Annotated in this window: 10 protein-coding genes; 5 read left to right on the top strand and 5 right to left on the bottom strand. The window is 32.0% G+C overall.

Features of this window, described 5'->3' with window-relative positions; all coding sequences use genetic code 11:
• Positions 1-8: 8 nt before the first annotated feature.
• A complete protein-coding gene (locus ACIQ06_RS09515; protein ID WP_396145771.1) occupies positions 9-1,067 on the bottom strand; it encodes an isochorismate synthase in 1,059 nt (352 codons plus the stop codon).
• Positions 1,064-1,492, bottom strand: a complete 429-nt coding sequence (locus ACIQ06_RS09510; RefSeq protein ID WP_298305333.1) for a hotdog fold thioesterase — start codon at positions 1,490-1,492, stop codon at positions 1,064-1,066. Before ACIQ06_RS09510 ends, ACIQ06_RS09515 begins: the two co-directional genes overlap by 4 nt.
• A gap of 131 nt (positions 1,493-1,623) precedes the next feature.
• Here ACIQ06_RS09510 and ACIQ06_RS09505 point away from each other — a divergent pair, with 131 nt between their 5' ends.
• Positions 1,624-3,132 carry a right-handed parallel beta-helix repeat-containing protein gene (locus ACIQ06_RS09505; RefSeq protein WP_396145769.1) on the top strand — a complete coding sequence of 503 codons (1,509 nt, stop codon included), beginning with the start codon at positions 1,624-1,626 and terminating at the stop codon, positions 3,130-3,132.
• 340 nt (positions 3,133-3,472) lie between these two features.
• Positions 3,473-7,327, top strand: coding sequence for a T9SS type A sorting domain-containing protein (locus tag ACIQ06_RS09500; RefSeq protein ID WP_396145767.1), 3,855 nt, complete (start codon positions 3,473-3,475; stop codon positions 7,325-7,327).
• A gap of 182 nt (positions 7,328-7,509) precedes the next feature.
• Here the strand turns inward: ACIQ06_RS09500 and ACIQ06_RS09495 are convergent, their stop codons facing one another.
• Positions 7,510-8,445: a hypothetical protein gene (locus tag ACIQ06_RS09495; protein ID WP_396145765.1), complete on the bottom strand. Its 936-nt coding sequence runs from the start codon at positions 8,443-8,445 to the stop codon at positions 7,510-7,512.
• A gap of 333 nt (positions 8,446-8,778) precedes the next feature.
• On the opposite strand from ACIQ06_RS09495, the gene ACIQ06_RS09490 reads away from it, so the two are divergent.
• Complete coding sequence (locus ACIQ06_RS09490; RefSeq protein WP_396145763.1) at positions 8,779-9,147, top strand: helix-turn-helix domain-containing protein; 369 nt, start codon at positions 8,779-8,781, stop codon at positions 9,145-9,147.
• 12 nt (positions 9,148-9,159) lie between these two features.
• Here the strand turns inward: ACIQ06_RS09490 and ACIQ06_RS09485 are convergent, their stop codons facing one another.
• Positions 9,160-9,435, bottom strand: a complete 276-nt coding sequence (locus ACIQ06_RS09485; RefSeq protein WP_396145871.1) for a helix-turn-helix domain-containing protein — start codon at positions 9,433-9,435, stop codon at positions 9,160-9,162.
• A 4-nt stretch (positions 9,436-9,439) separates the two neighbouring features.
• Positions 9,440-9,907 carry a response regulator gene (locus ACIQ06_RS09480; protein WP_396145761.1) on the bottom strand — a complete coding sequence of 156 codons (468 nt, stop codon included), beginning with the start codon at positions 9,905-9,907 and terminating at the stop codon, positions 9,440-9,442.
• A gap of 264 nt (positions 9,908-10,171) precedes the next feature.
• Here ACIQ06_RS09480 and purL point away from each other — a divergent pair, with 264 nt between their 5' ends.
• Both purL and ACIQ06_RS09470 read left to right on the top strand, forming a co-directional pair.
• Positions 10,172-13,876 (top strand): phosphoribosylformylglycinamidine synthase, encoded by a 3,705-nt coding sequence (gene purL / locus ACIQ06_RS09475; RefSeq protein WP_396145760.1) that lies wholly within the window; start codon positions 10,172-10,174, stop codon positions 13,874-13,876.
• A 258-nt stretch (positions 13,877-14,134) separates the two neighbouring features.
• Positions 14,135-14,842 carry a hypothetical protein gene (locus ACIQ06_RS09470; protein ID WP_396145759.1) on the top strand — a complete coding sequence of 236 codons (708 nt, stop codon included), beginning with the start codon at positions 14,135-14,137 and terminating at the stop codon, positions 14,840-14,842.
• The last annotated feature ends 137 nt before the right edge of the window (positions 14,843-14,979 follow it).

The following is a 14,979-nucleotide window of genomic DNA, read 5'->3' as shown; positions in this document are numbered from 1 at the left end:
ATCTAATTTTATAATACATTTTTAATAGTCAAAGACTTGTTTTGTGTTTCAATAAACTCTTTTTCAGGATTACTATCTTTTGTAATTCCGCAACCAATATATAAATTTACTTCTTTATTTTCAATTTTCATGCATCGCAAGTTCACAAATAAATCCGTTTGTTCTTCTTTAAAGGTTTGAAAATCCTTATTCCATTCTCCTAAAAATCCTGCATAAAATTCTCTATTATAACCTTCGTTTTCAAGAATAAATTGTTTGGCAACCTCTTTTGGAAATCCGCAAACAGCTGGTGTTGGATGTAAAGAATCGATAATATTCGGAATACTAATCCTATCCTCAACTTCAGCTTGAATATCTGTTTTAAGATGCACTAAATTTCCAGCTTGTTGATTATAAGGTTTCGAATAAGTTACATTTTCTGAAAATGATTTTAAATTATTTACAATGAAATCGGTAACTATTTGCTGTTCAACAATTTCTTTATCTTGCCACTTAATCAATTCTAAACCAGTGTTTAATTGTGTTCCAGCTAAAGAAACAGTTTTAATTAAATTTTCGTCAATTTTTAAAAACTGTTCTGGTGTTGCACCCATCCAAAAACCAATTTTAGGATGATAAAAAGAATATTTAAAAGCCGATTTGTAATTAAATAGTAGTTTTCTAAAAACCAATTCAATATCAAAATTATCAACTTGTGTAATCTCTTTTCTTGATAAAACTACTTTTTCAAATGTTCCATTTTGAATAGAGTCAATTCCTTTTTTTACCAAACTCTCAAACTTAACTTTTTCCTCTAAATTGGTTTCTGATTTAAAAGTATTTTCAAAAATAAAATCAGAATTTGATATTGTTTCAAAATAAATATCCGAATTATCCTCAGGAATTAGATACCGCTTTTGATTATCAAAAGATACAAATGCAAAACCACTTCTATCATTTTCAAGTTCAAATAACGCATCATTTTTCTGAAGAAAAGCAATTATCTTGTCGGAATTGGGTTTGCAATAACAAACAAATGGAAGTTTGTTATTAAACTGCTCTTTTACTTTTTGAAATAAGAAACTCATCGTCCTTTACTTGGTAAAATCATATTCGTTAATTTACATAACGATATTAATCTATCGGCTTCATCTACAATCCTAATTTCCCAAAGGTGAATACTTGCTCCTTTGTGAAGGATTTTGGCTGTCGCTGTTACCATTCCTTCACGTTTACTTCTTACATGGTTGGCAGAAATCTCAATTCCACGAACCTCTTGTTTTTCTGGATTAACAAACATAATAGATGCTGCACTTCCAACGCTTTCTGCTAAAGCAACAGAAGCTCCACCATGCAACAATCCCATGGGTTGATGCACTCTTGGATTTACAGGCATCGTTGCCACTAGAAAATCCTCTCCAGCGTCGATGTATTCAATCTCTAATGTTTGCATCAAAGTATTTTTAGACCACTCGTTACATAGTTGTAACATCTTTTCTTTATCAAATGACATAGCAATAATTTTATACAAAATTAGTCATTTTTAAATTACTTGATTAGTAAGTAAACTAATAAGTAACTTTTGACGTTATCTATTTTTGAATTTTCAAATTATTACATACATTTACCAAAATTCAGTGATCCATGCGTAAATTACTTTTTTTATTATTTATAACTATTGCTCTAAGTTCTTGTAGAAAAGACTTTGAATTTGAACCGAATACTGGCGGATTATCATTTTCAAAAGACACCGTTTATTTGGATACAGTTTTTACTAACATTGGTTCAAGTACCTACAGATTAAAAGTTTACAACAAAAGTGACAAAGATATCTCAATTCCTAAAGTTCAATTAGGAAAAGGCATCAACTCTAAGTACCGATTAATGATTGACGGAATGACTGGAGATGCTGGTGCTCAAGGTAAAATCTTTAGTAATGTAGAATTGCTTGCTAAAGACAGTTTGTTTGTTTTCATTGAAGTTACAAGTGATGTTGCAAGTGCTAATCCTACTGATTTTCTTTACACTGACCAAATACAATTTACTAATGTAACTGGAGCGCCGCAAACGGTTGAATTGGTGACTTTAATTCAAGATGCTATTTTCATTTATCCAAATCGTACATTAAATAATGTAGGTGGATATAACTATGAAACTGTTCCGTACAACTTTGGTACAAATCAACAACCTGCATATCCTAGAGGAAAAATATTAAGTGGTCCTCTTCTCAATTGGAACACTAATAAACCCTATGTAATCTATGGTTTTGCTTTTGTACCTGATGGCGAAACTCTTAACATTGAACCAGGTGCTAAAGTCTATTTTCATGATGGAGCTGGGATTATGGTTGCCCAAAATGGAACATTAAATATTGGAGACCCCATTAATAATAACATTGAAGACGAAGTTATATTTGAAGGAGATCGATTAGAATATTCTTTTGACAATGTTCCTGGTCAATGGTTTGGAGTTATCAATTTTTCAACAAATCAAAATTTTATTAATCATTTAACAATAAAAAATGCGACAATTGGTATTTACAATAGACCTCTTGATGCGATAAACAATCCTAATACTGCAAAGTTGAAAATTAACAATTCAAAAATTTTAAATTGTAGTTATGCAGGTATTTATTCTTTAGCATCAGAAATAGAAGGTATAAATTGCGTAATAAATAATTGCGGACAGTTTTGTGTTGGACTTGTTTTTGGAGGAAAATATAATTTTACCCACTGCACATTTAACAACAACTGGAATAGTAGCAAACAAGTAGCAGTATATTTAGATGATTATCTTGATGAAACTACTACTAACCCATTTATTACTACATTTTTTAAAAATTGTATCATTTATGGTTCTAATCAAAAAGAAATATTTAAAAAATTTATTGATACTAGTAGTAATCAAAATTGTACATTTAACAATAATTTGATCAAACACAACTCCAGTAACGAATTAGCTTTAACTGGAACTAACAACTTTTTTACAGGTAACCCTAATTTTAAAAACGTAGCTAAACATCAATTAAATGTACTTGCAGGTTCTGCAGCAATAAATAGTACTACTCCGTTTATACCTCAAGTTTCAAAGGATATAATTAATAATCCAAGAAGTAATCCACCTACAATTGGTGCTTATGAATATATACCATAAAATACATTAGATAAATTTGAAAATGAAATAAGATAAAAATTAAACACATAATAGCGTTTGCGCTTTAAAATTTTCCTTGCCAGAAATACGACCATATTAAAAAGCAACAAGGGAAAGGTAAAGTGGAAACGTCTGCGAATACGCAGGCGTTCCTTTTGCTTTTTGTTGCTGCCTTTGGTCGGGCTTCTGGCATAAGTAAATGAGAGTTAGCCTGCGTTGTTATTTAAAAAAACATCGCAGTTTATGAAAAAATTATACTTATTGTATATTCGTTCTCCTTGAGATTTATGTGCATTTAAAAAATTAACTGTTAAAAAATCATTTTAAATCATATAAAATCATGAAAAATATTTTTAAAAATAAAGCAAAATCTTTAAGAAAAATCCTTTTCGCACTAATCTTAATTTCAAATTTCATTGGTTACTCACAATGTTGGCAAACTGTATCATCATCAGGCTACTATTCACTGGCAATTAAAACTGATGGCACTTTATGGGCTTGGGGCGAAAACAATGGTGGACAATTAGGAGATGGCACCACAATAAATAGAAACATACCTAGTCAAGTTGGAACAGCAAATGATTGGAAATCAATTTCTACTTCAATAAATTGTGCCTTTGCGATAAAACAAAACGGAACACTTTGGTCTTGGGGTTTTAACTATAATGGTAGATTAGGTAATGGATCTACAAGTAATACTAACTTTTTATTACCTACCCAAGTTGGAACTGCAAACAATTGGAAAATAGTAATGGCAAATAGTGGTGGATGCATTCATGCTATTAAAACTGATGGAACATTATGGGGTTGGGGATATAACATATTTGGTTGTTTAGGAAATGGAGTTGTTACCTCAAATGTATATTCACCAATTCAAATAGGAACAGCTAATGATTGGAAAACAATTTACAATGGTGTAAATTATTCTTTAGCAATCAAAAATAATGGTACATTATGGGCATGGGGAAATAATCCGTATGGAAATCTAGGAGATGGAACATCTGTAAATAGAAGTTCACCAATACAAGTAGGAGTAGATAACGATTGGAATTCTATTTCAGCATCTGGAGGATATTATGTTTCGGCAGCTATAAAAAATAATGGAAAACTTTACACTTGGGGTTTAAACAGTAACTATGCACTTGGTGATGGTACAAATATCAATAGAAATACTCCAACTCTAATTTCATCTGCCAATTCATGGAAATTTGTAAGTATTGGTTACATCGATTCAAGCTTTGCTATAAAAACTGATGGAACAATATGGGCATGGGGTACTAATTCAAATGGGCAATTTGGAAATTCTACAACAACAAATTCTATCATACCTTCTCAAATTGGAACTCAAAATGATTGGCAAACTGTAAGCGTTGGAAATAGATTTAGTTTATTAATTAAAAACAATTCTACTTTATATGGTTCTGGTGATAATACATTTGGTCAGTTAGGTTCTGGAAATAATAATAATTCAACTACTTTTTTACAAACTATAACCACATGCTCGACACCACTTTCTCCAATAATTGCAAATGATGATGTTGCGAATATTGTAAGTGGTACAGCAAGTACGCCTATTTCAAATGTTAGAGTTAATGATACATTTAATGGAGTAGCAGCAACCTCTACAAATACAGTTTTATCATCTATAAGCTCAACAAATACAGGTATTACTCTAAATACCACAACTGGCGCTATTAATGTTGCCGCTAATGTCCTTGCCGGTACTTACACATTAACTTATCAAATTTGTGAAGTTGGAAATACTTCAAACTGTGATACAGCTATTGTTACTATTACAGTTGTTGCACCTCAATTAGTAGCAAATTCAGATAGTGCAACTACAATGTTCGGTGTTGCAAGTACGCCAATTTCAAATGTTCGTGCTAATGATACATTCAATGGAGCAGTTGCAACATCTTCAAATACAACTTTGTCGTTTGTAAGTTCTACTAATACAGGAATCACTTTAAATGCGTCAACAGGTGCAGTTAATGTAGCTGCAAATGTTCCGGTAGGTACTTACACTTTAACCTATAAAATCTGCGCAGTAGCTAGTCCAGCAACTTGTGTTAATGGCATTGTTACTATTACAGTTGTTGCACCTCAATTAGTAGCAAATTCAGATAGTGCAACTACAATGTTTGGTGTTGCAAGTACGCCAATTTCAAATGTTCGTGCTAATGATACATTCAATGGAGCAGTTGCAACATCTTCTAATACAACTTTGTCGTTTGTAAGTTCTACTAATACAGGAATCACTTTAAATGCTTCAACAGGTGCAGTTAATGTAGCTGCTAACGTTCCTGTAGGTACTTATACTTTGACTTATAGAATATGTGCAGTTGTTAGCCCAACAACTTGTGTTAATGGTGTTGTTACTATTACAGTTGCTGCACCACAATTAGTAGCAAATTCAGATAGTGCAACTACAATGTTTGGTGTTGCGAGTATACCAATTTCAAATGTTCGTGCTAATGATACATTCAATGGAGCAGTTGCAACATCTTCTAATACAACATTGTCGTTTGTAAGTTCTACTAATGCAGGAATAACTTTAAATGCTTCAACAGGTGCGGTTAATGTAGCTGCTAATGTCCCTGTAGGTACTTATACTTTGACTTATAGAATATGTGCAGTTGTTAGCCCAACGACTTGTGTTAATGGTGTTGTTACTATTACAGTTGCTGCACCTCAATTAGTAGCAAATTCAGACAGTGCAACTATAATTTTTGGTGGTGCAAGTATGCCAATTTCAAATGTTCGTGCTAATGATACATTTAATGGAGCGGTTGCAACTTCTTCTAATACAACATTGTCGTTTGTAAGTTCTACTAATGCAGGAATTCTTTTAATTACTTCAACAGGTGCTATTAATGTAGCAGCTAATGTTCCTGTAGGTACTTATACTTTAACTTATAGAATCTGTGCTATTGCTAGCCCAACAACTTGTGTTAATGGTATAGTTACAATTACTATTACAGCTCCTCAATTAGTAGCAAATTCAGATAGTGGAACAGCAATGTTTGGTGTTGCAGGTGTATCAATTTCAAATGTTCGTGCAAATGATACATTCAATGGCGCAGTTGCAACTGCATCAAATACAAATTTATCTCTTGTGAGCAGCACGAGTTCAGGAATTCTTTTAAATACGACAACAGGTTCGATTTATGTAAATGCAAATGTTCCTGTTGGAACATATACTTTGAAATATAGAATTTGTGCAGTTTCAAGTCCAACAGTTTGCGTAATTGGTACTGTGACAATAATTGTTTCTCCTCCAGTTTTGATTACTAATCCTGATATAGTGATTACTACATTTGGTGTAAATAGTATTCCTAATAGTAGTGTTCTTTCAAATGACACTTACAATGGTGTTACGGCAGCTGCACTTATAAATGTGGAATTAACTTTAGTAAGTACTACACATCCAGGTATTTTACTTAGTTCTACAAGTGGTGGGGTTGCTGTACACCCAACAACTGTTCCTCCTGGCACTTATTATTTGGTTTATAAAATTTGTGCTATAAATAACCTTAGCGTTTGTACTAATGGTACAGTAACTGTTATTGTTAATCCTCCTGTTTTGGTTGCCAACCCTGATTTAGTAACAGTACAATCTGGAGTAACTAGTACTTCAAATATTAATGTTAGGTCAAATGATACATATAACGGTACTTCAGCTATCGTTCAAAATTCCATTTTATCATTTGTTAGCTCTACTCATCAAGGAATATCTCTTAATATATCAAATGGTTTAATTACAATTAGTTCAACTGTTCCTGTAGGAACCTATTCACTTGTATATAAAATTTGTGCCTCAGGCAGTCCAACTACTTGCACTAATGGTATTGTCACAGTAAAGGTAATACCACAACAGTTATTAAAAGGTAATGAAGATACTACTAATTCAACTTCAATAGAATCATTTTCTTTGATGAAGAATACTTTAGATGATGAGAACTTAATTGTTTACCCAAACCCAAGTAATGGTGTCTTTACTATCAATTTAGAAAACGTTAATGAAAAATATGAAACTATAGAAGTTTACAATTTATTTGGTGCAAAAGTTTTTAGTGAAACAGTAAACAACAGATCTAATGTAACAATCGACCTTTCGCAATTTTCAAGTGGTTACTACATTGCTAAAGTAAAGAATGATGAAAAAACGGTTCAACTAAAACTTATAAAACAATAAAATAATTTGTAAGTTTAAAACGTTTTCATTAAGTTTGAAATCTGTTTCATAAACCAAAATTTAGGGGTTAAAAATTGTGAGTGCAAAAGTATTTTTGCACTCACTTTTTTTTTGCAATTACTAAAACAAAAAAGTCGCTCAAAACTTTTGAACGACCTTTGAAACAGAATACAAAATTTAAACTACTCCACCCAAACCCTAATTTTTACAGGAATAGCTGCCGCATTTTTCACTGTAAGATAAACACCAGTTGGTGAAAGATTTTCGGCAAGTCTTGAGCGAGTTTCTCCAGGGCTTAATAATACTTTTTCTTCACCTTCGGTATCAACTACAGCAGAAAGGCTAAACAACACCGCTTCATTACCCATGTTTTGTACTGTATAAAAAGTATCTGGGCTGTATAGTGTTGCTGTATGAACCGTCTTAGTAGTGTTAGCCAAAACATCTGCTATGGTAGTTGGCGCCATTACAGAACCATTAGAATCTATAGCGCGTGCCGAACGATACAAACCAAACAAACTAGGATTGTTTACCTCAAAACTTCGCATCAATACATCAAGCTTTTCATTTAGTAAAGTACGTAGTTGGTCTATAGTTTCAACCACTTTTTCATTATCTTCCTTGCGCTGGTCAATAGCGAGAGTTGGGTCAGAAATAGCGTCTGTAAAAGCATTTAGTGCTGTGCCATGTGCTGTAACATCTGTTGCAGCAGCTCCAAACGGCGCTAAAGCTGCTGCTATTGGTGTTGCTAAATTTTTAATAATATTGGCTTGAGTAACCAATTCCTCTTCACTGCACGAATACCATTTACTAGTAGGGAAATCTGCTCTTTTTTGCAAAACGACATCATTGTTTACTAAAGCGTAAGAACTAATTGCATTACTAATTTTTAAACTCAATGTTTCAAGTGTAGTTCGTTTTACCGATTTAGAAAGCGCAAACCCGGTAAGGTCGGCTCTACTGCCTACATCGGCAGTAATAAGTTGTGTAATTAGAGTATTTAACTGTGTGTAAAACCCTGCAACAGCAGGCACAGCAGTCATACTTGTAGCATTCTTAGCATTAAAGTTCTTTACTTTAAGCACCATACCAAAAAAAGCTTCTTGATCTTTTGTCATAATTTAAGTTTTTAAATGATTAGAAATAGGATTACTAAAATAATAAATCTGTTTTAAAATAATTATGCGTTAACATTTTTTTAAAATTTAAATTAATCTAAAAATAAATTCATTCAATAACTTTTAAATACTTTTAATAAATAAAAATATATTTTTAATGTGCAAATTAATACTTTTAATATATATAATTTTATTTTTAATATATAAAAAATTACTTTTAATAAATTAAATTATATTATTAATAATTATATTTATACTTATATAAATTAATTTGTTACTTTTAATATACAATTGTATACAATTATTATATATTTATAATAAAATTTATAATTTATGTCACTAAAAAAGAAACGAGGTAGCTTAAAACCTCATAATAGTAGTATAGTTTTGCATCTTGCGCCTATTTTAATAGCAAGAAACATCGTTCGTCCGTTTGCTTTTTTACTTAAAATAGGGATTAACAGTAATACGGCTAACAAGATGTTAAAAAGTGAAGCGGTACAAATAAATTTTAGGCAACTCACCACACTTTGCACTCACTTAAATTGCACACCCAACGATTTATTTGCTTTGCGTAATCTAGATTTACCATCACATCATCAACTGCATCAATTGCAGTTAATTGATGAAGAAGTTGTAAATCCTGCTGCTTTTTTTGAAGATAAAAGTTTAGAAGAAATTAAAAAGATTTTGAAAGGGTAGTGCCAAAGAGTTTTAGCCTTTTCGGATACTTTTAATGTATTTGTAGTTTATTGGTGTGTGTCCAGTTTGCTTTTTAAAAGCATCACAAAAATTGCGATGAGATCTAAACCCTAATTTTTTAGATATTGATAATAGCGCGTCATCCGTGTTTTCAATTAGTCTCATGGCTTCATCAATTCGCAATTTTAAGATGTATTGATATGGTGATATTTTCAATTTATCTTTAAAACATCTAATTAAATAACTTCTATCGCGATTGGTTAGTTCGGCTAATTGGTCAAGTGTTATGTTATTAGTGTAATTGTTGTTTATATAACTTATGGCTTTTTTTTACAGCAACAGTAGCTATGTCTGGAATTAAAATTTCTTCTCTAACAATATCTATTTTTCGGTGTGAAAAATTATTTAATATAAATGTTAATGATGTAGTCAAATCAAAACTTCTAATGGGCTTCATTAGAAAACCGTAAGGGCGAGTTTTTTTAGTAATATCTATATTTATAATAGTTGTTTCTTTTGACATATAAATATAAGGTACAATATCCTTCTTTAAAAGATAGTCACCTAGTGGTATTCTATCATTATCGAGATTCATTTCAACATCAATCAAAACTAAGCAGGGTATTTTTTCTTCAATTAAAATTATTGCTTCTTCGGTACTACTGGCAGCAAAAATTTCATAATTTTCTTGGTCTAAATTTTCTTTGATAAAGTTTATCGAATTTAAATCAGTATCTACAATAACTATTTTTTTATTCATATAAGTTTTATTTTATATTCCTTATTTTTCCTTAACCAAGATTAAAAAATTTATTAAATAATGGTTTCCTTCTTAAATCATTATTTTTAGAAAGTAAAATTATAAATTTTAATACTATTTTAGAGAAAAAATAAAAACTCCTTTAATTATTTAATAAAAACTATTTACTTCTTTTTTGGCACTCCACACTATTTGACTTAAATTTGCACCACAACAATGTAAGGTCAAGTCGATGACTTGTCTCTACCACAACAACACAACACAATGATTCACTTTTTCGGAAACGAAACCGCTACTGTATTTGCTGTTCAAACCAATCCCGAAGGTTCGGGAGAATTATCTGCAGAAACTATCTCAAAATTAAATTGGCTTTTTGGCAACGCACATAAAATAGATAAATCCGTACTTGCGGATTTTTTTGTTGGTCCACGTGCCGCAATGGTTACTCCTTGGAGCACCAATGCTGTCGAAATCACCCAAAACATGGGAATCGAAGGCATCATCAGAATTGAAGAATTTGAAAAAGTTTCAAGTGATTTCTCTGATTTTGATCCAATGCTTTCGCAAAAATATACGGAGTTAAATCAAGATATTTTTACTATTAACATTCAACCAGAAGCAATTTTAGAAATAGAAGATATTGCCACTTACAACAAACAAGAAGGTTTGGCGCTAAACGATGAAGAAGTAATTTATTTAGAAAATCTATCTAAAAAATTAAATAGAAAACTAACTGATTCAGAGATTTTTGCTTTTTCACAGGCTAATTCTGAACATTGTCGTCATAAAATTTTCAACGGAACATTTATCATTGATGGTGTTGAAAAAGAAAGTTCTTTATTCAAATTAATCAAAAAAACATCTTCTGAAAATCCGAACGATATTGTTTCTGCTTACAAAGATAACGTGGCTTTTGTAAAAGGTCCGAAAGTGACTCAGTTTGCTCCCAAAAGTGCTGATAAACCTGACTTTTACCAAGAAAAAGAATTTGATTCTGTACTTTCTTTAAAAGCTGAAACGCATAATTTCCCAACAACTGTCGAACCTTTTAATGGCGCAGCAACTGGTTCTGGTGGAGAAATTCGCGATAGATTAGCTGGAGGACAAGGTTCACTTCCTTTAGCTGGAACTGCGGTTTACATGACATCGTATTCAAGATTGACCAACAATCGTTCATATGAAAATAATGGTATGCCTGAAAGAAAATGGTTGTACCAAACTCCAATGGATATTTTGATAAAAGCATCCAATGGAGCTTCTGATTTTGGAAATAAATTTGGACAGCCTTTGATTACTGGTTCGGTTTTGACATTTGAGCATAGTGAGGCTTCGAGTGCCTCAGCCTCCGATACGATTGCCACAAGCTCCGATGCAAGGAAACTAGGTTACGACAAAGTAATCATGCAAGCTGGTGGAATTGGTTACGGAAAATTAGATCAAGCCATCAAAAAGAAACCACAAGAAGGCGATAAAATTGTAATTCTTGGTGGTGAAAATTATAGAATTGGAATGGGTGGAGCTGCAGTTTCCTCTGCTGATACTGGTGCTTTTGGTTCTGGAATTGAATTGAATGCGATTCAACGTTCAAATCCTGAAATGCAAAAAAGAGCTGCAAATGCCATTCGTGGATTAGTAGAAAGCGATAACAATCCAATCGTTTCTATTCACGATCATGGTGCTGGTGGACATTTGAATTGCCTATCAGAATTGGTTGAAGAAACTGGTGGATTAATCGATTTAGATAAATTACCTGTTGGAGATCCAACGCTTTCTGCTAAAGAAATTATTGGTAACGAATCGCAAGAACGAATGGGATTGGTTATTGGTAAAAAAGATATCGATACCCTTCAAAAAATTGCCGACAGAGAACGTTCTCCAATGTATCAAGTTGGTGATGTTACTAATGACCACAGATTTACTTTTGAGTCGAAAACTACTGGTGCAAAACCAATGGATTATGCGCTAGAAGACTTTTTCGGAAGTTCGCCTAAAACCATTATGACTGACAAAACTATTGTTAGAAATTATAGTGATTTAGACTATTCGCAAGAAAATATTCCGGCTTATTTAGAAGAAGTTTTAAAACTAGAAGCTGTTGCTTGTAAAGATTGGTTAACAAATAAAGTCGACCGTTGTGTTGGTGGAAAAGTTGCCAAACAACAATGTGCTGGACCATTGCAATTACCATTGAATAACGTTGGTGTAATGGCATTGGATTATAACGGAAAAGAAGGAATTGCAACATCAATTGGGCACGCTCCTATTTCGGCATTGATTGACCCAAAAGCTGGAAGTAGAAATGCGATTGCCGAAGCTTTATCAAATATTGTTTTTGCGCCTTTAAAAGATAATTTAAAATCGGTTTCACTTTCTGCTAACTGGATGTGGGCTTGTAAAAATGAAGGTGAAGATGCACGATTATATGAAGCTGTTGAAGCTTGTTCAGAATTTGCTATCGAATTGGGAATCAATATTCCTACAGGAAAAGATTCGCTTTCAATGAAACAAAAATATCCGAATGATGAAGTGATTGCTCCTGGAACCATAATCATTTCGGCTGCTGGAAATTGTTCTAATATTACTAAAGTGGTGGAACCTGTTTTACAAAGAAACAAAGGTTCTATTTACTACATCAATTTATCGCAAGATGATTTCAAATTGGGTGGAAGTTCGTTTGCCCAAACCTTAAATAAAATTGGTTCGGAAACTCCAACTATTAAAGATGCTGCATTTTTCAAAAAAGCATTCAATACAATTCAAGAGTTAATTAAAGACAGACAAATAGCTGCAGGACACGATATTGGAAGTGGTGGTTTAATCACAACTTTATTAGAAATGTGTTTTGCTGATGTAAATTTGGGTGCAAAAATATCCTTTGATGCTTTCAAAGAAAAAGATTTAGTCAAAGTTCTATTTGCAGAAAATATCGGAATCGTACTTCAAGCAAATGACGATACTGTTTTTGAAAAAGCATTTGAAGGAATGGATGTATTCAAAATAGGAAATGTTGTAGAAAGTGGTATTCTTGAAATTTCAAATCTCAAATTTCAAATCTCAAATTATAGAGAAATGTGGTTTGAAACCTCTTTCCTACTCGACCAAAAACAAACTAAAAACGGAAAATCGCTAGAGCGTTTTGAAAATATTCCTAATCAACCTTTACAATATCAATTTCCAAGTCATTTTACAGGATTGAAACCTGTGATTGATGCTACAAAACCTCGTCCGAAAGCGGCTATTATTCGTGAAAAAGGAAGTAATTCTGAGCGTGAAATGGCGAATGCTATGTACTTAGCTGGATTTGATGTAAAAGACGTTCACATGACCGATTTGATTTCGGGAAGAGAAACTTTGGAAGACATTCAGTTTATTGGAGCTGTTGGTGGATTCTCGAATTCGGATGTTTTGGGTTCGGCTAAAGGTTGGGCTGGAGCATTCAAATACAACGAAAAAGCAAACATTGCTCTGAAAAAATTCTTTGAACGTGAAGACACGCTTTCTGTTGGAATTTGCAATGGTTGTCAGTTGTTTATGGAATTAGAATTAATCAATCCGGAACATGAAGTTCATGGAAAAATGCATCATAACGATTCGCACAAACACGAAAGCGGTTTTACTTCAGTAACGATTCAAGAAAATCATTCGGTGATGTTGAATACTTTGGCTGGAACTACTCTTGGTGTTTGGATTTCTCATGGTGAAGGAAAATTCAAATTACCTTATGCTGAAGATAAATACAACATTGTAGCCAAATATGCTTACGAAGGTTATCCTGCCAATCCAAATGGTTCTGATTTCAACACAGCGATGATGTGTGACAAAACAGGAAGACATTTGGTAATGATGCCACACATTGAGCGTTCTACTTTTCCTTGGAATTGGGCGTATTATCCAACCGATAAAAAAGATGAAGTTTCGCCGTGGATTGAAGCTTTTGTCAATGCAAGACTTTGGATTGAAAAACAATAACTCGTTTTATAAAACATTTGAAATCCTTAATTGTGTTAAAGCAATTAAGGATTTTTATATATTTACGAATAGTTACAAACAGTTATAGGTATTTATCAATGTTTGTTTGTGGCGGCTAAATACAAGTTGGCAAAAATGCCCAAAAAACCGGAGAATTACATAATCTATAGATTTTATAGAAAATTTGGTTTTGAAACATTTCAAAAAAACAGAAAAAGTGCAAAACGCTCACAAAAAATTAAACTAAGTTGAAAAATTATGAAATATTATATTTTAAGTACATCAACAGAAAGTAAAAACACAGCAATAATTGATGGTTTCGAACCAAATTATTATCCAAAATACAATCCCGACAATGAATTTTCTCAACAGAACTTGAATGTTTGGGAGTTTTATTCTAAAGAACCTGTGTTTTCAAAATTAATTTTTAAAAGAGGCTTTAGATTGGTCGATTTTATTTACCCATCTACAATGAATGGTTGTGGATTTATTATTTCAGAAAGAATAAAAAAAATAATATTAGATTTTAATTTAATGAATCACAAATTGTATAAATTACCAATTTATGAATTTAAAGGAATTGATTATAATTATTATTTATTACAACTAGTTAGAGGTAATGTTGATTACTCAATGATTGATTTTGAAAAGTCTAAATTTTTTAGCGAAGAAAGATTATTTAATGAAAATACAAGAAAATTTGAGTGGGGAAATAATATAGAAATGTTATCAATAAAGAATGCAAATGATTATGCTTCTAATGTTGAAAATCGTTTTTATTTATCAGACAGAGTAAGTTATTATAAATTAGTTTTACATAAAAAACCTAAAGATTTATTTCTAATTCACGATGTACATAATTCAGAATATTTAATCTCCGAACGCTTAAAACAAAAATTAGAAGAAACGAAGGCAACTGGTCTTGAAAATTTTGTAGAAATCAATATAGAATATAATGAAGAATGAAGCACTTCTCCCAACAGCGGTAACCGTTGCACAACCACCATTTTTTAAAAATAAAATCGTAAATTATAAAAAAACAACCTCTTTTAAAGCGATTTAATAGAGGTTTGTTTTTTAGCTAAAGTTCAAAATCGTAAATT

It is taken from the genome of Flavobacterium sp., assembly GCF_044341265.1.
In the GTDB taxonomy this organism is placed as follows: Bacteria; Bacteroidota; Bacteroidia; order Flavobacteriales; family Flavobacteriaceae; genus Flavobacterium.
Note: the sequence above shows the minus strand (reverse complement) of the source record. Positions and strands in the feature narration are given on the sequence as shown.